Annotated in this window: 17 protein-coding genes; 7 read left to right on the forward strand and 10 right to left on the reverse strand. The window is 62.6% G+C overall.

Annotated features, from left to right (window positions below):
* Window positions 1-20 precede the first annotated feature (20 nt).
* A complete protein-coding gene (gene queG, locus BT125_RS11840) occupies window positions 21-1,100 on the forward strand; it encodes a tRNA epoxyqueuosine(34) reductase QueG (protein ID WP_060739427.1) in 1,080 nt (359 codons plus the stop codon).
* Here the strand turns inward: queG and BT125_RS11845 are convergent.
* Together BT125_RS11845 and orn are read right to left on the reverse strand one after the other, a co-directional pair.
* Complete coding sequence (locus BT125_RS11845; protein ID WP_170866829.1) at window positions 1,082-1,696, reverse strand: trimeric intracellular cation channel family protein; 615 nt, start codon at window positions 1,694-1,696, stop codon at window positions 1,082-1,084. The two genes, queG and BT125_RS11845, sit on opposite strands and share 19 nt — an antisense overlap.
* A gap of 261 nt (window positions 1,697-1,957) precedes the next feature.
* Window positions 1,958-2,500: an oligoribonuclease gene (gene orn, locus BT125_RS11850; protein WP_060739428.1), complete on the reverse strand. Its 543-nt coding sequence runs from the start codon at window positions 2,498-2,500 to the stop codon at window positions 1,958-1,960.
* A 109-nt stretch (window positions 2,501-2,609) separates the two neighbouring features.
* Here orn and rsgA point away from each other — a divergent pair, with 109 nt between their 5' ends.
* Window positions 2,610-3,641, forward strand: a complete 1,032-nt coding sequence (gene rsgA, locus BT125_RS11855; protein ID WP_072407102.1) for a small ribosomal subunit biogenesis GTPase RsgA — start codon at window positions 2,610-2,612, stop codon at window positions 3,639-3,641.
* Between the two features lie 183 nt (window positions 3,642-3,824).
* Here the strand turns inward: rsgA and motB are convergent, their stop codons facing one another.
* Window positions 3,825-4,871, reverse strand: coding sequence for a flagellar motor protein MotB (gene motB, locus BT125_RS11860; RefSeq protein WP_072407104.1), 1,047 nt, complete (start codon window positions 4,869-4,871; stop codon window positions 3,825-3,827).
* Between the two features lie 3 nt (window positions 4,872-4,874).
* Window positions 4,875-5,726 carry a flagellar motor stator protein MotA gene (gene motA, locus BT125_RS11865; RefSeq protein WP_058546517.1) on the reverse strand — a complete coding sequence of 284 codons (852 nt, stop codon included), beginning with the start codon at window positions 5,724-5,726 and terminating at the stop codon, window positions 4,875-4,877.
* A gap of 166 nt (window positions 5,727-5,892) precedes the next feature.
* Between motA and BT125_RS11870 the strand changes: the two genes are divergently transcribed.
* The 4 genes from BT125_RS11870 to BT125_RS11885 all read left to right on the forward strand — a co-directional run bounded on the left by BT125_RS11870 (window position 5,893) and on the right by BT125_RS11885 (window position 11,119).
* The gene (locus BT125_RS11870; RefSeq protein ID WP_072407106.1) at window positions 5,893-7,431 is read left to right on the forward strand and encodes an HDOD domain-containing protein; all 1,539 of its coding nucleotides are present in this window, start codon (window positions 5,893-5,895) and stop codon (window positions 7,429-7,431) included.
* 42 nt (window positions 7,432-7,473) lie between these two features.
* The gene (locus BT125_RS11875) at window positions 7,474-8,289 is read left to right on the forward strand and encodes a rhodanese-like domain-containing protein (RefSeq protein ID WP_072407108.1); all 816 of its coding nucleotides are present in this window, start codon (window positions 7,474-7,476) and stop codon (window positions 8,287-8,289) included.
* Between the two features lie 19 nt (window positions 8,290-8,308).
* Window positions 8,309-9,172, forward strand: a complete 864-nt coding sequence (gene asd / locus BT125_RS11880) for an archaetidylserine decarboxylase (RefSeq protein WP_072407110.1) — start codon at window positions 8,309-8,311, stop codon at window positions 9,170-9,172.
* Window positions 9,173-9,361: 189 nt separating this feature from the next.
* Window positions 9,362-11,119, forward strand: coding sequence for a molecular chaperone (locus BT125_RS11885; protein WP_072407112.1), 1,758 nt, complete (start codon window positions 9,362-9,364; stop codon window positions 11,117-11,119).
* Between the two features lie 81 nt (window positions 11,120-11,200).
* Here the strand turns inward: BT125_RS11885 and serB are convergent, their stop codons facing one another.
* Window positions 11,201-12,415: a phosphoserine phosphatase SerB gene (gene serB, locus BT125_RS11890; RefSeq protein WP_072407114.1), complete on the reverse strand. Its 1,215-nt coding sequence runs from the start codon at window positions 12,413-12,415 to the stop codon at window positions 11,201-11,203.
* A gap of 133 nt (window positions 12,416-12,548) precedes the next feature.
* Here serB and BT125_RS11895 point away from each other — a divergent pair, with 133 nt between their 5' ends.
* Window positions 12,549-14,066: an AhpA/YtjB family protein gene (locus tag BT125_RS11895; RefSeq protein WP_072407115.1), complete on the forward strand. Its 1,518-nt coding sequence runs from the start codon at window positions 12,549-12,551 to the stop codon at window positions 14,064-14,066.
* A 257-nt stretch (window positions 14,067-14,323) separates the two neighbouring features.
* Here the strand turns inward: BT125_RS11895 and BT125_RS11900 are convergent, their stop codons facing one another.
* The 5 genes from BT125_RS11900 to parE form a co-directional block, all read right to left on the reverse strand.
* A complete protein-coding gene (locus BT125_RS11900) occupies window positions 14,324-15,028 on the reverse strand; it encodes a PqiC family protein (RefSeq protein ID WP_072407117.1) in 705 nt (234 codons plus the stop codon).
* A gap of 179 nt (window positions 15,029-15,207) precedes the next feature.
* Window positions 15,208-17,472 (reverse strand): DNA topoisomerase IV subunit A, encoded by a 2,265-nt coding sequence (gene parC, locus BT125_RS11905; protein WP_072407118.1) that lies wholly within the window; start codon window positions 17,470-17,472, stop codon window positions 15,208-15,210.
* A gap of 10 nt (window positions 17,473-17,482) precedes the next feature.
* The gene (locus tag BT125_RS11910) at window positions 17,483-18,004 is read right to left on the reverse strand and encodes a retropepsin-like aspartic protease family protein (RefSeq protein ID WP_072407120.1); all 522 of its coding nucleotides are present in this window, start codon (window positions 18,002-18,004) and stop codon (window positions 17,483-17,485) included.
* Window positions 18,001-18,987 carry an esterase-like activity of phytase family protein gene (locus tag BT125_RS11915; RefSeq protein ID WP_072407123.1) on the reverse strand — a complete coding sequence of 329 codons (987 nt, stop codon included), beginning with the start codon at window positions 18,985-18,987 and terminating at the stop codon, window positions 18,001-18,003. Before BT125_RS11915 ends, BT125_RS11910 begins: the two co-directional genes overlap by 4 nt.
* A complete protein-coding gene (parE, locus tag BT125_RS11920) occupies window positions 18,987-20,891 on the reverse strand; it encodes a DNA topoisomerase IV subunit B (protein WP_072407125.1) in 1,905 nt (634 codons plus the stop codon). Before parE ends, BT125_RS11915 begins: the two co-directional genes overlap by 1 nt.
* Window positions 20,892-20,899 lie beyond the last annotated feature (8 nt).

The raw sequence follows: 20,899 nt of genomic DNA on the forward strand, positions 1-20,899 counted from the left end.
GCTCCGGTTTCTCTCGCCTCATGCCTGCCATTCCCACAGACCTCCCCGCCCTCGCCCAATCCATCAAGGAATGGGGCCGCGAGCTGGGCTTCCAGCAGGTCGGCATCAGCGGCCTGGACCTGGCCGAGCATGAACAACACCTGCAACGCTGGCTTGAGGCCGGCTACCACGGCGAAATGGACTATATGGGCGCCCATGGCAGTAAACGCTCGCACCCCGAGGAGCTGGTACCGGGCACGCTGCGGGTGGTTTCCCTGCGCATGGATTACTTGCCGGGCGATACGCAAATGGCGCAATTGCTCGGCCAACCGGAAAAAGCCTACGTCTCGCGTTATGCGTTGGGCCGCGATTACCACAAATTGATCCGTAAACGCGTGCAGCAATTGGCGGAAAAAATCCAGGCGGTCATCGGCCCCTTTGGCTACCGCGCCTTTGTCGACAGCGCACCGGTGCTGGAAAAAGCCATCGCCGAACAGGCCGGCCTGGGCTGGATCGGTAAAAACACCCTGGTCTTGAACCGCAAGGCCGGCAGCTATTTCTTCCTGAGCGAGCTGTTTGTCGACCTGCCACTACCCATCGACCCGCCCCACGGCACCGAGCATTGCGGAAAATGCACCGCATGCCTGGACATCTGTCCTACGAATGCCTTCGTCGGCCCCTACGTGCTCGATGCTCGCCGCTGTATTTCCTACCTGACCATCGAGTTGAAAAGCGCCATCCCTGAAGAGCTGCGGCCACTGATCGGCAATCGGGTGTTCGGCTGTGACGACTGCCAGATCGTCTGCCCGTGGAACCGCTTTGCCCGTCCGTCCGGGGAAAGCGACTTCAAGCCGCGGCACAACCTGGATAATGCCGGGCTGGCCGAGCTGTTCATGTGGGACGAAGAGAAATTCCTCAGCAGCACCGAGGGCTCACCGCTACGCCGTGCCGGTTACGAGCGCTGGCTGCGCAATCTGGCGGTGGGCCTGGGCAACGCGCCTTCAACCATTCCCGTGCTGCAAGCGCTCGAGGCGCGGCGCGACTATCCGTCGGAACTGGTGCGCGAGCACGTGGCGTGGGCGTTGCGTCAACATGCCGAGCGTCAGACCTCGTCGTTGTAGACGAATTTCGGCATTTCCCAGTGAAAGCGAATCGCCAGGAGCCGCAGCAGGAAACCGCCGAACAAGGTGATTAGGATTGCCTGCTCGTTCGGCAGTTGCAGGAAGACACACAGTAGATAACACCACGCCGCGGCAAACGAGACGCTGGCGTAGAGTTCGCGACGGAAGATCAGCGGAATATCGTTGCAGAAGATGTCCCGCAGGATGCCGCCAAATACACCGGTGATCACCCCGCTGACCGATGCCACCAGCATGCCATGGCCCATTTCCAGGGCGGTCATGCAGCCAATCAGGGTGAACGCCACCAGACCTACGGCGTCGAGCACCAGGAACAGCGAGCGCAGATGGCGCATCCAGCGCGCCAGGAACACCGTCAGCATCGCCGCCGCGGTGGTCAGCACCAGGTATTCCGGGTGCTTGACCCAGGTGAGCGGGTAATGACCGAGCAGCACATCGCGCACCGAGCCGCCACCCAGCGCCGTGACACAGGCGATCAGCACCACGCCAAACCAGTCCATGCCCCGACGCCCGGCAGACAAGGCGCCGGTCATGGCTTCGGCGGTGATAGCGATCAGATAAAGCATCAGCAACATGATGGCGGTCCTTGCAGGAAGGCGCGCAGTCTAGCCATTTCGGGCAGGCACCAAAAGAGGGCAAGGCAACGATCCCTGCCTAAACACCCAGCCCACAGTCCCACCAGATCCCTGTGGCGAGGGAGCTTGCTCCCGCTCGGCTGCGCAGCAGTCGCAAACCGGACAATGCGGTCTACCTGAAGGTCTGTCGGGGCCTGCTTCGCAGGCCAACGGGAGCAACCTCCCTCGCCACACAAGCAATCCCGCCCATCGCCGGGGTGCCGGTTAGAACTTGATGAAATGCTTGCGGTAATGCTGCAACTCGGCAATGGACTCACGGATGTCGTCCAAGGCCAGATGGGTGCTGCCCTTCTGGAAACTGTCGCGCACTTCTGGGGCCCAGCGGGCGGCCAGCTCCTTGAGGGTGGAGACGTCCAGGTTGCGGTAGTGGAAGTAGCTTTCCAGGGATTTCATGTGGGTATAAAGGAAGCGACGATCCTGGCAGATGCTGTTGCCACAGATCGGCGACTTGCCCTTGGGCACCCACTGCTCCAGGAAAGCGAGGGTCTGGGCCTCGGCCTCGGCCATGCTGATCTTGCTCTCGCGCACCCGCTGGGTCAGGCCCGAGCCGCCGTGCTGGCGCGTGTTCCACTCGTCCATGCCAGCCAGGACTTCGTCACTGTGGTGGATCGCGATCACCGGGCCTTCGGCCAGGGTGTTGAGGTCGCTGTCGGTGACGATGGTGGCCATTTCGATGATGACGTCGGTGTCAGGGTTCAGACCGGTCATTTCCAGGTCGATCCAGATCAGGTTCTGCGGGTTTTGCATAGGGAAGCTCCTCGGCGTAGCCACGCAGTTTAGCTTAGGCAGGTCCTTGGGCGTGCTAAACTCGCCGCCGTTTTACCCTATTCGCTGCATTTCTTCATACGGAACACCCATGGCCAAACGCCAACTCAATCGTCGTCAGAACTGGCGCATCGAAAAGATCCAGGGCGAGCGCGCCGCCCGCGCCGCCAAACGCGAATCCAGCGCTGTCGAAGCCCTGGAGGGTGGCGACCTGGGCCCTGAACAGACCGGCCTGGTGATCGCCCACTTCGGCGTGCAGGTCGAGGTCGAGGCCCAGGAAGGCGAACTGGCCGGCCAGGTGTTCCGCTGCCACTTGCGCGCCAACCTGCCGGCGCTGGTGACAGGCGACCAGGTGGTCTGGCGGGCCGGCAACCAAGGCATCGGTGTGATCGTCGCGCAGTTGCCGCGCCACACCGAGCTGTGCCGGCCGGACAGCCGCGGCCAGCTCAAGCCCGTGGCCGCCAACGTCGACATGATCGTCATCGTGTTCGCCCCGTTGCCCGAGCCCCACGCCAACCTGATCGACCGTTACCTGGTGGCCGCCGAACACGCGGGTATCCGTCCGTTGTTGCTACTCAACAAGTTCGACCTGATCGACGAACACAACGCCCCGGCGCTGAACGCCCTGCTGTCGGTCTATCGGGATTTGGGTTACCCGGTGCTGGAAGTCTCGGCCCATCACGGCAACGGCATGGAGCAATTGCAACAGCAACTGGACGGGCGCATCAGTGTGTTCGTCGGCCAGTCTGGCGTGGGCAAGTCTTCGCTGGTCAACAGCCTGCTGCCAGAAGTCGAGACGCGCGTCGGGCCGTTGTCCGAGCTGTCCGGCCAGGGCACCCACACCACCACCACCGCGCGGCTGTTCCACTTCCCTGGCGGCGGTGAATTGATCGACTCGCCGGGTATCCGCGAATTCGGCCTGGGACACGTCAGCCGGGCCGATGTCGAAGCCGGGTTCATCGAGTTCAACGAGTTGATCGGCACCTGCCGCTTCCGCGACTGCAAGCACGACCGCGAACCCGGTTGCGCCCTGCTCAAGGCCCTGGAAGAAGGTCGCGTGCATCAGCAACGGATGAACAGCTACCGCTCGATCATCGCCAGCCTGCCGGAAAGCAGTTACTGAGCTGAAAGGAAGGGACGCCGGACACCATCGTGGCGAGGGAGCTTGCTCCCGCTGGGCTGCGAAGCGGCCCCAAAACCTGCCAAATGCGGAGCATCAGACACACTGCACCCGCCGGTTTACGACTGCTTCGCAGTCGAGCGGGAGCAAGCTCCCTCGCCACAGGTCCATCGACAAACCTTCAGGTCACTGCGCCGGCGCTCCGGGAGGCTTGGGCGCGGCGTCGTCGAACAGATTCAGCCGCTCGCGCAGTTCATGGGCCGGCACGGGTTGCTGGTCTGCCGGCAACGCGTTCGGATCGACCGCCGCATCTGGTGTGGCGGACGGAGCAGGCGCTTCACCTGGCGCCCCCTCGCCCGGGACCGGATCGGGTGCCGGATCGTCGGTTTGTGAACCCTCGATGGCTTTCTGCGCCTTCTTGGTCAACACCACGATATCGATACGCCGGTTGACCGGGTTGAACGGGTCCTTGCGGTCGAACAGCGCCGAAGACGCATAACCGACTACCCGCGCCACCTGCTCGTCCGGATAACTGCCGGCCACCAGGGCGCGACGGGCCGCGTTGGCGCGGTTGGCGGACAGCTCCCAGTTACCGTAGTCACCCTTGCCGATGTAGGGTTTGGCATCGGTATGACCACTGATGCTGATCTTGTTCGGCACCGCCTTGATGGTGTCGGCCATGGCCAGCAGGATGTCTTCGAAATACGGCTTCAGGCGCGCACTGCCGGAATCGAACATCGGCCGGTTCTCGGCGTCCATGATCTGGATACGCAAGCCGTTCGGGGTGATTTCGAACAGGATCTGGTCCTTGAATTTCTGCAGTTGCGGGTTCTCTTCGACCTTGTTCTGCAATTCCTGCAGCAGCAGTTCCAGGCGCTCGCGCTCGACCTGTTCGGCCATGCCTTCGACCTGCTCGGAATCCACCGTCACCTTGTCAGGCTGGGGCTGGGACTTGACCTCGGGGTTGAGTGTGTTTTCCGGGGCCAGGGTCGGTGAGCCGCCCAGGTCGATGATGTAGGGCGTGCCACTTTCGGAAAAGCCGACCGGGTCCTTGAAGTAACCGGCGATGGCGATCTTCTGTTCCGGGGTCGCCGTGGACAGCAACCACAGCACCAGGAAGAACGCCATCATCGCCGTTGCGAAGTCGGCGAAGGCGATTTTCCAAGCACCGCCATGGTGGCCGCCGGCGATGCGCTTGACGCGCTTGACGATGATCGGCTGGTTATTTTCCATGACTTAGCGACCGCGAACCGCTTGTTCCAGCTCGGCGAAGCTTGGACGGTGCGCCGGGTACAGGACCTTGCGACCGAACTCCACCGCCAACGATGGCGGCATGCCCGAGGCCGAGGCCACCAGGGACGCCTTGATGGCCTCGTAGACGTTGAGCTCTTCCTTGGCATCATGGGCCAGGGAATGGGCCAGCGGACCGAAGAAACCGTACGCGGCCAAAATACCGAAGAAGGTACCCACCAGTGCGGCACCCACGTGCAGGCCGATGGATTTCTGGTCGCCATCGCCCAGGGACGCCATGGTCACCACGATGCCCAATACCGCCGCGACGATACCGAAGCCAGGCATGCCGTCGGCGATGCCGTTGACCGCGTGGGAGGGGTGCTCCAGGTCTTCCTTGAGGCTGTACAGCTCCATGTCGAACAGGCCTTCGAGCTCGTGGGGCGCCATATTGCCGGACGACATGATGCGCAGGTAATCACAGATGAACGCCGTCATGCGGGCGTCCTTGAGCACAGCCGGGTACTTGGCGAAAATCGGGCTGGCGGCGGCGTCTTCAATATCGCCTTCGATCGCCATCATGCCTTCGCGGCGGCTCTTGTTGAGGATCTCGTAGATCAGCCCCAGCACCTCGAGGTAGAAGGTGTGGCTAAAGCGCGAACTGAACATGCCCAGGGATTTCTTGAGCACGTGCATCGTCATATAGCCAGGGTTGGCCTGCAGAAACGCACCGAGGGCCGCGCCACCGATGATCAATACCTCGAAGGGCTGGATCAGGGCGGCAATCTTGCCATGGGAGAGCACGTATCCGCCGAGCACGCTCGCGAACACGACAATGATGCCGATAATTTTAGCCATAGATAGAAAGTACTTATTTAAGTCGGGTTCAAGGTCATATTCGGAAGCTGAAAAATCTCTTCTTCTACTTATCGGCAAAACTGCGCCAGACTATAGGCTGTTCTGGCGAAAAGCCAATTTGCCCCGTTCCGGGCGTAGAGAATTCATACGATGATCACGTCCAGCCATGACTAACGAAACCAAGCTTCCAACGCCCCGACCGACCACTCTCGAAGGTTGGGTGAAGCTGCTCAAGGGCGTGCATCTGCCGGTGCCCCAGGCCAGCCACGACCTGGTCTGCAAGGCCCTCGCCGACAGCCGCCGCTCATTGCGCGACATCGCCGACCTGATGCAGGACAGCCCCGCCCTGGCCCTGAGCGTCATCCGCGAGGCCAACCATCACACCCATGGCAGCCTTGCAGAACCTGCGGAAAACCTCGAAGTGGCCATCAACCGCCTCGGCCTCAAGCGTACTGAGGAACTGCTCGCCCGCCTGCCATCGTTGCCGGAGCATGAAATACCCATCGCCTTGCGCCAGCTGCAGTTGATCAGCCAGCACGCCACGCAACAGGCCAATGGTTTTTTTGCCAGCCGCCTGGCGCGGCTGTGGCAAGACATACACTGGGGCAGTCTGTTGTTCCTGTCACCGCTCTGGCCCCTGGCCCTGACCCATCCACGATTGCTCGGGGAATGGGAATTGCGGGTCATCCATAAAGGCGAGCCGGCGCCCAAGGTGGAGCGCGAACTGTTCGGCGCCAGCCTGCTGGAAATCTGCCTGGCGCTGGTGGAAACCTGGCGCTTGCCCATCTGGGTGGCGCAAGGGTACCGCCTGCTGCTCAATGAACGCCGCGAGCTGGTGAAAGTCCTGCGCATCGCCCGGGACAGCGAACACCCCCTGCGCCAGCAGAATCACCTGGACGACGATCCGACCCTGCGACGCTGGCTCAACCAGCCGGCCAACACCGTGTTGCTGGCCAACGGCTTGGCGCTGGCCGCACAACAGGCCTGGGACAGCCCCGCGCTCATACGCTGGCAGTACCTCACCAGTTTGTATCTGCAAATGTCGATGGATGAGGTCCAGCAACAGCTGCACCAACAAGCGGCCAACAGCGCCCATCATGACGCCATGCCGGACCTCTGGCACCCAGCCGTGGCGTTGATCTGGCCCCCGGGCAGTCGCCGAATCCACCCCGGCTTGCTGCCCGCCGCCCCGCCCAGCGCCCAAGACCTGAGCCAGTGGCGCAAGCAATGCTCCGCCATGCTGGTGGAGCCGAGCCCCTTCCGCAATGCCATGCACCTGACCACCTCGGCCCGGGACGTCCTGGTGGCCTGTGGCATGCGCCGAGTGATGATCCTGATGGCCGACCGCAGCCAGACCAGCGTGCGCGTACACCAGACCGCCGGCCTGCCCAAGGAGGCCGCGGCCATGAGTTTCACCATCAGCCAGAGCAAAATATTGCAACGGTTGCTGGCCCAGCAGGCCCAGGTTCGCCTGAACCCGGACAACAACCCGCAGTTTTCGGCACTACTGCCGCCGGGCCTGCGCAGCCTGTTCCGGGGTGAGCACCTGCTGTTGCGCTCACTGACCTGCAATGGCCGGGTGATCATGCTGGTGGCGGTGGACCAGGGCGGCGGGCCATTCTCGGACATCACCGTGCAGGCCTTCGGCAAAACCGTGCAATGCATCGAAAGGGCCCTGCACACCTTTACCAACCGCGGTCGCTGAACTTGCTACAATCCTTTCCCTTTGCGCCCCTGGAGACCTCACATGCCTGACTTCTCTGGCTTGCCGCTGGTGATCGAGCCGAGCGAACTGCTGCCGCGCCTCGACGCCCGCGAACTGATTCTGGTGGACCTGACCAGCGCCGCGCGCTACAGCACCGGGCATATCCCCGGCGCACGTTTCGTCGACCCCAAACGCACCCAGCTTGGCCAACCGCCAGCGCCGGGCCTGCTGCCGGCCAAGGCCGACCTGGAAGCCCTGTTCGGCGAACTCGGGCACCATCCGGATGCGGTCTATGTGGTCTATGACGATGAAGGCGGCGGCTGGGCCGGGCGTTTTATCTGGCTGCTGGACGTGATCGGCCACTCGAACTACCACTACCTCGACGGCGGCCTGCTGTCGTGGCTGGGCGAAAGCCTGCCTGTGGCCATCGACGTCCCTGCCCCCGTCGCGGGCCCGGTCAGCCTGACGCTGCACGAAGCCCCCACCGCCACCCGCGAATACCTGCAAAGCCGTCTCGGCGCCGCCGACCTGGCCATCTGGGATGCGCGTGGCCCGCTGGAATACAACGGCGAGAAAGTCGTCGCAGCCCGGGGCGGGCACATTCCCGGCGCGGTCAATTTCGAATGGACGGCCGGCATGGACCCGGCGCGCAACCTGCGCATCCGCAAGGATATGCCGCAAATCCTTGAACAATTGGGCATCACGCCCGACAAAGAAATCATCACCCACTGCCAGACTCACCACCGCTCTGGCTTCACCTATCTGGTGGCCAAGGCGCTCGGTTATCCACGAGTCAAAGGCTATGCCGGTTCCTGGGGCGAATGGGGCAACCATCCCGACACGCCCATCGAGCTTTGAAGGTTCTTAAGGACAGTTAATGAAAAACCGTTTGTTCATCCTCACTCAATACCTGCTGCCCCACCACCTGCTGTCGCGGTTGGCCGGTTGCATTGCCGAATGCCGCGTGCGTTGGTTCAAGAATGCCTTCACCGCGTGGTTCGCCAAGCGTTATCAAGTGGACATGTCCCAGGCCCTGGTGGAAGACCTGACCGCGTATGAGCACTTCAACGCCTTCTTCACCCGCGCCCTGAAAGACGGCGCGCGGCCGCTGGACGAAACCCCGGGGGCTATCCTCAGCCCCGCCGACGGCGCGGTCAGCCAACTCGGCCCGATCGAGCACGGCCGAGTGTTCCAGGCCAAGGGCCACAGCTTCAGCGTGCTGGAGCTGCTGGGCGGTGACGCGGCCAACGCAGCGCCGTTCATGGGCGGCGATTTCGCCACCATCTACCTGTCCCCCAAGGACTACCACCGCGTGCACATGCCATTGGCCGGCACCCTGCGGGAGATGGTCTATATTCCCGGGCGGATTTTCTCGGTCAACCAGACCACCGCCGAAAACGTTCCGGAGCTGTTCGCCCGCAACGAACGCGTGGCGTGCATTTTCGACACCGAGCGCGGGCCGATGGCCGTGGTGCTGGTGGGCGCGATGATCGTGGCCTCCATCGAGACCGTCTGGGCCGGGCTGGTGACGCCACCCAAGCGTGAGCTGAAAACCTTCCGCTATGACGAAGCCGCCCGTGCGCCGATCCATCTGGAAAAAGGCGCCGAGCTGGGACGCTTCAAGCTGGGCTCGACCGCCATCGTGCTGTTCGGTCCAGGCCAGGTGAAATGGGCCGAAGACCTGGTGGCCGGCTCACCAGTGCAGATGGGCCAGGGCTTGGCGCTGCCAAAGGCTGAGTAAAAGATCACATGTGGGAGCGAGCTTGCTCGCGATGGCGATGTAACAGTCACCTCGATGGCGACTGTCCTGGCGTCATCGCGAGCAAGCTCGCTCCCACAGGGTACCCAGCATAGATAGCGCACCTCCTTCGGCTACAACTGCTAGAGTTGGAAACATTACGTTTATTTCCCGCCGGAGCCCGTACACGGCATGAATGAGACCAGCCCTCTCCAGTTATTGCGCGTCCTGACCCCGACACAATCACGCCTGTCGTTCTGCGATGCTACGCCACGGGACCTCAAGCGCTGGATCGCCAACCTGCCCAAGGCCAACATCGGCGAAACGGCCCGCCTGTTGTACCAGGCCCTTGGTGAGCTCAACCAACTGCTCACACCCAGCGACAATCGCCTGCAGCTGCTCGAACTGCTACGGCCCGAGGTGTATTACGTCTGCAAGCACCTGGAGCGGCACTTCCTGCAACAGGCCATCGTGCTGGATGATCGCTCGCGCAAGATCGTCAACCTGTGCCAGGCCCTGCAAACTCAACTGGCGATGGGCTACAAACAGATCGTGGCGCGTATCGCGTCGAAATACACCAAGGACCGGGCCCGCCTGCTGAGCACCGCGCTGCAACGGGCGATGCATGCCCTCAACGGCCCGCTGTTGCGTGCCAGCCAGCTGTACAGCCCAGTGCCCGAGGGGCTGTGGCTCGATTTGCATCAGTTGTACCGGATCGCCTGCCTGCACCGCTTGCAACACCTGAGCGTGAGTGACGAGCTGGCCAGCCAGGTTCATCAATTGAACGCCGAGCAAACCTATGTCGTCGCGCTGCTGCTGGGCGCGTCACGCAGCAATCAATTGCGCCAGAGCCAGATCGGGCGACTGACCGAAGTGCTCGAATCCTGGAGCCAGTGGGTCAAGCTGGACCCTGCCACCGCTGCCAGCAGCCTGTTCGCAGTCGCTCCAGAGCTGGATGTCGGGCCACGCTACCGTTCCAAGTTCCGGGCCGAACAGCAGCCAACCTTGCAGGGCTTCGATCCCCAGCCGCTGGTGCGTGCTATCGCCACTCACCTGGAACAGCCTGCCGATAATACGTTGCCAGTCCCTGGTGGCATGAGCGCCGACACTTTGCATCACCTGCAAGCAGCCTGGGGCGAAGCGGCTGAACGCAGCTTCCAGCGCACCGAGGGCAACGGCACGCTGACCCTGTGCGTGGGCATGAGTGCGCTGCACTACTACCTTGGCGGCGAGCGCTCTTTCAATGAAATTCTGAAAAGCCCCGCCACCCGCAAGGCCCGCTTCGAAGCCTCGCCGAGCAAGACAAACGACACCTGGAAGCAAGCGTTCGACGCCGCCCCCGCCGGCGACAGCGACCTGCTGCCCTATGAAGAAATCGAGTACCCGGTCAACCCGGCCGATGACGATGGCACCAGCTCCGACAACCAGCATCACTTCCCCACCTACGACCTGCCGATCATCAACCACAGCCCTGGCGGCTATTGCCTCGGTTGGCCCAAGGAGGTGCCGGAACAACTGCAAGCCGGGGAAATGATCGGCATCCGCGACAGCAGCGACCAAGCCTGGAGCGTCGCCGTGGTGCGCTGGATCCGCCAAGTGCGCAACGGCGCCATGCAAATGGGCATCGAACTGGTCGCCCCCCATGCCCAGCCTTGCGGGCTGCAACTGGTCCGGGAAAACGAGCACGGTCACTATCTGCGCGGGCTGTTGCTGCCAGAGATCAGCGCCATTGACCTGCCCCCGACCATGATCGCCCCACGCCTGCCCTTCCAGGAAGGCCAGCGGGTGTTGATCAATACCAACGGCCAGGAACGCCGCGCCGGCCTGGACCGTCGGGTGACCAGCACCCACAGCTTCAACCAGTTTTCCTATCACCCGGAAGACTCGGGAGCCACCGAAGAGAGCGGCGACCAGGAAGGGAATTTTGATTCGTTGTGGAAATCGCTTTGAACCGCACACAACCCGTTGTGGCGAGGGGATTTATCCCCTCGCCACAGATGAATGCCTCCAAAAGATTGCGACAGACTCGAATCAGAGCTGCCCGTCACGATCCCTGAAGCCCAGCAGGTACAACACCCCATCCAGCCCCAGGGTGGAAATCGCTTGCCTGGCCGACTGCTTGACCAGCGGCTTGGCGCGGAACGCCACGCCCAGGCCTGCGATCGCCAGCATCGGCAGGTCGTTGGCGCCGTCGCCCACGGCGATGGTCTGCTCCAGGCGCAGCCCTTCTTTTTCAGCCAGTTCACGCAACAGGTCCGCCTTTCGCTGGGCATCGACGATCGGCTCGACGGCCACGCCGGTCACCGTGCCGTCCACCACTTCCAGCTCGTTGGCGAATACGTAGTCGATACCGAGCTTGGCCTGCAACTGCTTGGCGAAGTAGGTAAAGCCGCCGGACAGGATGGCGGTCTTGTAACCCAGGCGCTTGAGTTCGGCGAACAGGGTTTCGGCGCCTTCGGTCAGGCGCAGGGAAGCGCCAATGGAATCCAGTACGCTGACGTCCAGACCTTTAAGCAGGGCCAGGCGCTCCTTGAAGCTGGCACGGAAATCCAGCTCGCCGGCCATGGCTCGCTCCGTGATGGCCGAGACCTTGTCGCCCACGCCGGCCGCCTTGGCCAGTTCGTCGATGACTTCGGCCTCGATCAGCGTCGAGTCCATGTCAAACACCGCCAGGCGGCGGTTGCGGCGGAACAGCGAATCTTCCTGAAAAGCGATGTCGACGTTCAGTTCCTGGGCCACGCTGAGGAACTCGGCACGCAACGCCTGGGGATCGGCCGGCTCGCCGCGTACCGAAAACTCGATACAGCCCTTGCCCTTGTCGGCAGGGGTGTCCAGCGGCATGCGCCCGGACAGGCGGTCGATGTGGTCGATGTTCAGGCCATACTGGGCGGTGATCGAGCTGACGCGCTGCAACTGCTCGGCAGTGACCTTGCGGGTCAACAGGGTCACGATATGGCGCTTCTTGCCCTGGCCGGCCACCCAATGTTGATAATCGTCCTCCGACACGGGGGTGAAGCGTACCTGCTGGTCGAGCTTGTAGGCGGTGAACAGGATGTCCTTGAGCACGGACTTGCTTTGTTCGGCGTCCGGGATTTCAACCAGGATGCCGAACGACAGCGTGTCGTGGATCACCGCCTGACCGATGTCGAGAATGTTCACACCACCCTGGGCCAGAACGCCGGTAATGGCCGCAGTCAGACCCGGACGGTCGCTGCCAGTGATGTTTATCAGGACGATTTCGCGCAAGGCGCACCCCCGCAGGTGGAAAAAAACCGCATTCTACCCACATTCAGTGACCATCGGGCACCGCCAGTGCTTTGCCGGTCATGGGCCTGTCGCTATACTGCGCGTCAATTTCACGGACAAAGAGCCGAGCTCAGTGAACCGGCCCACGCCAGTCAAAACCGACAACTTCTTCCTGCTGATCTTCCGTGCACTGCGCCACCGTCGCGTGCCGATTGCATTGCGCATTGCCAGCCATAACGTGATCCTGGTCGCACTGGCCCTGGTCATCTATGCCTGCGTAATGGGCCTGCAGTTCAAGCAAGCCATGCATGAGCAGGCCGATGCCCTGGGTGAAAGCCTGACCACCCAGACCGCCACGTCCGCCACGGAGCTGCTGGTGTCCAACGACATCCTCAGCCTCAACGTGCTGCTCAACAACCTGACCAAGAACAAGTTGGTGGCCCACGCCGCCATCTACAGCGTGGACAACCGCATCCTCGCCGAGGCCGGGCAGCGGCCCAAGCCTGGCCTGCTGGGCGAATCCGGCGGCATGTACCAGAGCAAGATCACCTTCCAGGACGTGACCGCCGGGCAACTGCGCATCAGCCTGGACATGGACCAGTTCCAGCAACCGATGACCATCAGCCTGCAAAGCATGGGCATCCTCAGCGCGATCCTGCTGGCCCTGGCACTGGCCTTGAGTCTGCGCCTGGGGCGGCACATCTCCACGCCGCTGTTGCAATTGCGCGTCTGGCTGCGGGACATCGACGAACACACGCCGGCCACCCAGCGCCAGGACGAGATCGGCGACCTGGCCCGGCAACTGCACGCCAGCTTCGCGCCGGAACCCGAGCCCCAGCCGGAACCTGAAGACCTCGACTACACGGACGACGACGATGCCGAGCCAGGCTTCGAAGTGCGTAACCTGCGCGACCCGGGCTTCGACGAAAGCCAGCCGATGCCGGCCTCCAAGCCGGCCCCACGCCACGTGGTGCGCGCAGTAGAGGATGAGGAAGACGACGACGCCTTCGCCGACCTGCGTGACGAGTCGGTCGATGGGGCACCCCGGCCGGTCGCCAAGCCTGCGGCCTCGAACCTGCCCCAGCACAGCGCCGTACTGGCCGTGCAACTGGGCGCCCAGGATCAGCTGCGCCGCCTGCCCCAGGCGCGCCTGAAGGAGTTGCTCGAGCGCTACCGCGACTGCCTCGACCAGGCCGCATCGCTGTATCAGGGCGAATTGCACACCTTGAACGACGGCAGCACGTTGATGCTGTTCCACACCGAAGACAGCGGCGACGACTACCTGACCAATGCCATTTGCTGCGGTGAGTTACTGCGCGCCTTGGGTCACCAGTTGCAAATCGAAGTCGCCGACAGCGGCATCACCCTGCAACTGCAATTGGGCCTGACCTTGGGCGATGGCTTGTTCGGCTTGAGCCAGATCGACCTGTTGCTGACCGAAACCGCCCAGGACGCCCTGGCGCTGTCGCAACACAGCCGTAACCTGCTGCTGGTGGAGCGCAAGATCAACGACGACGCTCTGATCCGCCAGCGCGCGCGCATCCGCCCCATCGCCAGCCCCGAAGGCGCGTGTTGCGTGGAGCGCTTGATGGAGCCTTATCCATCGATGCTGGAGCGGCAACTGGCGCGGATGCATGAGCGCCAGACCTGATATCCAGTAGTTGAAGCGAACAAAAGCCCGCAGATGAGTGATTATCTGCGGGTTTTTTTGTTGCCTGTCCTGGCCTCTTCGCGGGCAAGCCCGCTCCCACATTCAATCTTCAGTGAACTCAGATTCTGTAGACCATGAATATCTCCTGTGGGAGCGGGCTTGCCCGCGAAGAGGCCAGGATAGGCACCGACAATCCAACCGGCAGAAACAACAAAGCCCGCATCAACGCGGGCTTTGTCGTGTAGCCGGTCCAACCGTCAGAACCTGAACACTTCCATGTCCGTACGGATCGGCAAGGCCATGGGAATCTTGTCCTTTTCCTTCCCTACCGGTTTGGCCGGGGCTGGCGCGGCCTTGCGGGGCACTTCGGCGACAGGCGGCTGGTTCGCCAGGGGTTTGAGCGACACCGACAGCTGTTCGGCCAGGCGCTGCAGGAGCACGCCTTGGGCCTGGACCTGTGCCGCGGTGGTGCCGGCATGTTGCTCTTGCAGATGAACGATGCGGTTCTCACGCACCTTGCCACGGCGGTCGATCAACCGCCATTGGGCATCGAGCACTGCTGGCTGGGCTTTACCCGAGTCCAGGCGGGTAATCGACAGCAGTACCTGCACATCCGGGGTGAAACCCTGGGTCGCCGGTGCCAGCACCACGCGCTGGCTGTCCAGGTGCCCGGCGACCTGGCGCAACAGCAACTGATCGATGTCAGAGGACAGGCTGCCGGCCCAACGGCCGTCAGTGGCGGCTTGCAGGCTGCCATCCGGTTGGCGTTGCAACAAGGTTTCACGCTGCAGGTAGTCAGCGATCAGAACCGGGCCGAGCAAAACGGCCATGCCTGTGCTTTGCGCAGGCTGGGCCGGGGTGCCGCTGTCCAGTTGGTACAGCGACACCGGCTGGTTCATGCTGCAGCCCGCCAGGCCAAGCAGGCCGGCGAGCCACAAAATAGGGAGGCGCAGAGCAGTCATCGTTCCGTCCAGGTGGCAGCCACAAGGCTTACCACAGTGAAAAAATACTCGGTCAATGTGAAGAACGCTCGGCTACGCCGGCGCTTGAAAGGGCCTATCATCCGTGAATATGCGCGCCGACTCCAGCGCGAAAGCATCGATCTGCGGCTTTTAATCGCAGACCGAGCCCTCTACTACGCCTAATTGAGGTTTTCGACGAGCAGCGCATCGACCCGCTGAAATCCTCTCGGAAGCTTGTTGCCCCGCCGACCACGTTCACCCTTGTAATGCTCAAGATCGTCCGCCTTCAACGAAAGCGTACGCTTTCCTGCCTGTAGCACAAGCGTGGCGCCTTCCGGCAACACTGCAATATCCGTGACATATTCCTCACGGCTGGCGACCCGTTCGCCGGAAATACCAATAATCTTGTTACCCTTGCCTTTACCCAACTGTGGCAGGTCGCTGATCTTGAACACCAGCAACCGGCCTTCGGTGGTCACCGACGCCAGCCAGTTGCTCTCTCGATCGGCAACCGGGCGCGGCGCAATCACCTTGGCGTTGTTCGGCAGGCTCAACAGCGCCTTGCCCGCCTTGTTCTTGGCTTGCAGGTCCTCACCCTTGACCACGAACCCGTAACCCGCGTCCGATGCAATGACGTACAGTCCATTATCATCAGGCATCAGCACGCATTCAAAAGTTGCACCCGGTGGTGGTGTTAAACGACCGGTCAGCGGTTCGCCCTGGCCGCGAGCCGATGGCAAGGTATGCGCCGGCACGGAATAACTACGCCCAGTGGAGTCGACGAACACTGCAAACTGGTTGGAACGCCCGGCCGCCAAGGCCTTGAAGCCGTCCCCGGCCTTGTAGGAAAGCCCCGTCGCGTCAATATCATGACCCTTGGCCGAGCGCACCCAGCCTTTCTCCGACAGCACGACAGTGACTTTCTCGTTCGGCAACAGATCATGCTCAGTCAGCGCTTTGGCTTCGGCGCGCTCGACGATGGGCGAGCGACGGTCGTCGCCATAGGTTTCGGCGTCCTTGAGCAGCTCGGTGCGTACCAGCTTTTTGAGCTTGGCTTCGCTGCCCAGCAGGGCCTGCAGCTTGGCCTGTTCCTTGAGCAGTTCATCCTGCTCGGCGCGCAGCTTCATCTCTTCCAACCGCGCCAACTGCCGCAGGCGGGTGTCGAGGATGTAGTCGGCCTGGATTTCGCTCAGGTCAAAGCGGGCGATCAGGCTGGCCTTGGGGTGCTCCTCGGTGCGGATGATGTGGATCACTTCATCCAGGTTGAGGTAGGCAATCAGCAAACCATCCAACAGGTGCAGGCGGCGCTCGACCTTGTCCAGGCGGAATTGCAGGCGCCGACGCACGGTCTTGACCCGGAACTCCAGCCACTCCACCAGCAATGCCCGCAGGTTTTTCAACTGCGGCTTGCCGTCCAGGCCGATGATATTGATGTTGACCCGGTAGCTGGACTCCAGGTCGGTGCTGGCGAACAGGTGCTGCATCAGCGCGTCGTGGTCGACCCGGCTGTTGACCGGAATGATCACGATGCGGCAGGGGTTTTCATGGTCAGACTCGTCGCGCAGATCCGCCACTTGCGGCGCTTTCGATGGTTTTGCCTGCATCATCGCCGCAATTTGCTCCAGGACCTTGGCCCCGGAGACTTGATGCGGCAATGCCGTGACAATGATGTCACCGTCTTCGATGTGATACACGGCGCGCATGCGCACCGAACCGCGACCGGTCTCGTAGATTTTCAGCAGGTCGGCGCGCGGGGTGATGATTTCGGCTTCGGTCGGATAGTCCGGCCCCTGGATGTGTTCGCAGAGCTGTTCCACCGTGGCTTTCGGCTCGTCCAGCAGACGCACGCACGCCGTGGCCACTTCCCGCAGGTTGTGGGGCGGCACGTCGGTGGCCATGCCCACGGCGATGCCGGTGGTGCCATTGAGGAGGATATTCGGCAAACGTGCTGGCAGAACCAGGGGTTCATCGAGGGTACCGTCGAAGTTCGGCCCCCAATCCGCCGTGCCCTGGCCCAATTCGCTGAGCAGCACTTCGGAATAGCGCGACAGCCGCGCCTCGGTGTAACGCATGGCCGCGAAGGACTTGGGATCGTCCGGCGCACCCCAGTTACCCTGGCCGTCCACCAGCGTGTAGCGATAGCTGAACGGCTGGGCCATCAGCACCATGGCTTCGTAGCAGGCCGAATCGCCGTGGGGGTGGAACTTACCGAGCACGTCACCGACGGTACGCGCCGATTTCTTGTGCTTGGAATCCGCATCCAGCCCCAGCTCACTCATGGCATAGATGATCCGCCGCTGAACCGGCTTCAAACCGTCGCCGATGTGCGGCAAGGCACGGTCCATGATCACGTACATGGAGTAATTGAGGTAGGCATTTTCGGTGAAGTCAGCCAGCGATCGGCGTTCTACGCCGTCTAAGCTGTCTGCAAGAATGTCGCTCATGCGGGCCTCATCAGTTCGTTGTCTGGCGCAGCAGCATGGTGCCGTCGCGCTGGGTAAATTCAAGTTTGTTCAGGGCGCTCATGCCCAGCAGCACTTGGGTGCCACCGAGGCCGGGCGCCACCAGGGCACGAACATCGCGCAAAACGATGTCGCCCAATTGCAGCCGGTCGACGCGGGTACGGTAGCCCTCGCTCACACCGTTGGCGGTGCTCAAGGTCACGCCGAACCCTTTTTCCAGCTTGAGGCGCTCGGCCAGCTCCATCGGAATCGCCACGTCAGTGGCACCGGTGTCGAGCATGAAGTCCACCGGCTGGCCGTTGATCTGGCCGCTGGCGACGAAATGCCCCTGTTGATTGCCGACCAGCTTCACCTCGATAAAACCTTCACCTTTTTGCGAGTACACCTGGGTATTGGGGTTTTGCTGGCGCTGCTCCCATTGGGCAAAAAACCGCGTCGCCAGAAACAGCGCGGCGCACCAGGCCAGGATCATCAGCACCCGGCCGGCGCGCTTGCCCGGCAACTGCTGGCTCACGGCGAGGCACTCCAGCCACCGTCCGGCGCAGCGAAACGCCAGACGATTGGCCGCTGCTCACCATCGGCCCGCGCGCCATCGTTGTTGTCCAGGCCGATCCAGGCCCCCTCGGCATCCACCACCAGCGCTTCGGCCAGCCCATAGGCCTGGGGATAACGGCGGTTATCCTGCAACGCCTCGGCGGCGAACGACCAGCAACGCTCGACCTGGGCAGTCCGCGGGTCACGCCGGCAGATCTGATAGGCGTTGCGTTCCAGGGTAAACAGCTTGCCATTGAACAATGACAGGTCAGCGAAATCCCGCGAAACCGCCTTGGCCTTGGGGAACTGCGCCGGCTGCATCTCCAGCCCGGCTTCGCTCAGCAACACGCAATTGCCATCGCAGTCCCACACGGTCTGCTGGCGCTTGATCTGCAACAGACCGCGACGCTCGCGCTCCGCCGCCAGCCACAGCTGATCGCCAGCCGGGTTGATCGCCAGGCCTTCGAACAAGGCGTTGAAATGCAACAACATGCCGCTGCCCCGGGCCTGACGGATCAGAGTCGGGGCGATTTTCAACCAGGATGCGTCTCCCGAGGGCGACACTTGCAACACCGCGGCATGAGACTCGCTGACCACATAGCGATTGCCAGCGCTGTCGCAACTGATGCCCTCGAAATCCAATTCGCCACCACGCAGGAACGACGCCGCCCAGGTCCGGGAACGCAGGCCCCAGGGCAAACCGCTGTCCGGCACCTTCGGCACCTCGATTTCAACCACCTCGGCCTGCCAGACCGGCGCCTCGGATGGGGCGAGGCGATAGATCCGGTCATCGTCGCGATCGGACACCGTCCACATCTCGCCGCCGCACAGCGCCAACCCGGACAGGTTGCCGCCGCGCATGCCATCGACGGCGTGCTCGGACAGCAACTTCAGTTCCGGCGCAGGTCCTGCGACTACCGCCCCCGCCCACAGCCACAACGCCAGGGCGAAACCGTTGCGCATCAGGCCAGCACCTCGGCCAGGTCCCCTTTGGATTCGAGCCAGGTCTTGCGATCGCCGGCACGTTTCTTCGCCAGCAACATGTCCATCATTTCCGAGGTCGCTTCGAAATCATCCAGGGTCAACTGCACCAGGCGGCGAGTGTTCGGATCCATGGTGGTTTCGCGCAACTGCGGCGGGTTCATCTCGCCCAGGCCCTTGAATCGGGTAACCTGCGGCTTGCCACGTTTCTTCTCGGCCACCAGGCGATCCAGAATGCCGTCGCGCTCGGCTTCGTCCAGGGCGTAATAGATTTCCTTGCCCAGGTCGATGCGGTACAGCGGCGGCATCGCCACGTAGACGTGACCGGCGTCCACCAAGGGGCGGAAATGCTGGACGAACAAGGCGCAGAGCAACGTGGCGATGTGCAAGCCGTCGGAGTCGGCGTCGGCCAGGATGCAGATCTTGCCGTAGCGCAGCTGGCTCATGTCCTCGGCGCCCGGGTCGACGCCGATGGCGACGGCGATGTTATGCACTTCCTGGCTGGCCAACACTTCGCTACCGTCCACCTCCCAGGTGTTGAGGATCTTGCCCCGCAGCGGCAGGATCGCCTGGAACTCCTTGTCCCGCGCCTGCTTGGCCGAACCACCGGCGGAATCACCTTCCACCAGGAACAGCTCGGAACGCATCGGGTCCTGCCCGGCGCAATCGGCCAGCTTGCCTGGCAAGGCCGGCCCTTGGGTGATGCGCTTGCGTTCGACCTTCTTGCTGGCCTTGAGACGACGACCGGCGTTGTTGATCGCCAACTCCGCCAGGGCCAGGCCGGTTTCCGGGTTGGCATTGAGCCACAGGCTGAACGCGTCCTTGACCACACCGGAAACAAACGCCGCCGCCTCGCGGGACGACAGGCGTTCCTTGGTCTGGCCGGAGAATTGCGGTTCCTGCATCTTCATCGACAGGACAAAGGCAATGCGTTCCCAAACGTCTTCCGGCGCCAGCTTCACGCCACGGGGCAGCAGGTTGCGGAACTCGCAGAACTCGCGCATGGCATCGAGCAGGCCCTGGCGCAAGCCGTTGACATGGGTGCCGCCCTGGGCCGTAGGGATCAGGTTGACGTAGCTTTCCTGGACGCTTTCACCACCTTCGGGCAGCCACAACAACGCCCAGTCCACCGCTTCCTTATTACCGGCCAGGCTGCCGCAGAACGGCTCGTTGGGCAGGCGCTCGAAATCGTTGACCGCGTCCACCAGGTAAGAGCGCAGGCCGTCTTCGTAATGCCATTCGACTTTCTCGCCGGTGGCCTTGTCTTCGAAACTGACCAGCAGCCCCGGGCACAACACGGCCTTGGCCTTGAGCACGTGCTTGAGGCGGCTGACGGAAAACTTCGGTGAATCGAAATATTTCGGGTCCGGGGCAAAATACACGCTGGTCCCGGTGTTGCGCTTGCCGACGGTGCCGACCACTTCCAGCTCGGTGGCCTTGTAGCCATCGGCAAAGGTCATCTGGTATTCGTTGCCGTCACGCTTGACCCGCACCCGCACCTGAGTCGACAAGGCGTTGACCACGGAAATACCCACCCCGTGCAGACCGCCGGAGAACTGGTAGTTCTTGTTGGAAAACTTGCCGCCGGCGTGGAGCTTGGTGAGGATCAGCTCGACACCCGACACACCCTCTTCAGGGTGTATGTCCACCGGCATGCCGCGGCCGTCATCGCTGACTTCCAGCGAGTGATCGGCGTGCAGGATGACCTGCACCGACTTCGCATGCCCGGCCAAGGCTTCGTCGACACTGTTGTCGATGACTTCCTGGGCGAGGTGGTTCGGCCGACTGGTGTCGGTGTACATGCCGGGGCGCTTGCGCACCGGGTCGAGGCCCGAGAGGACTTCGATGGCGTCTGCGTTATAAGAGCTAGCGCTGGGAGTGGCCATGGGGTCTC

It is taken from the genome of Pseudomonas sp. NFACC04-2 (assembly GCF_900119265.1).
GTDB lineage: Bacteria > Pseudomonadota > Gammaproteobacteria > Pseudomonadales > Pseudomonadaceae > Aquipseudomonas > Aquipseudomonas fluorescens_AA.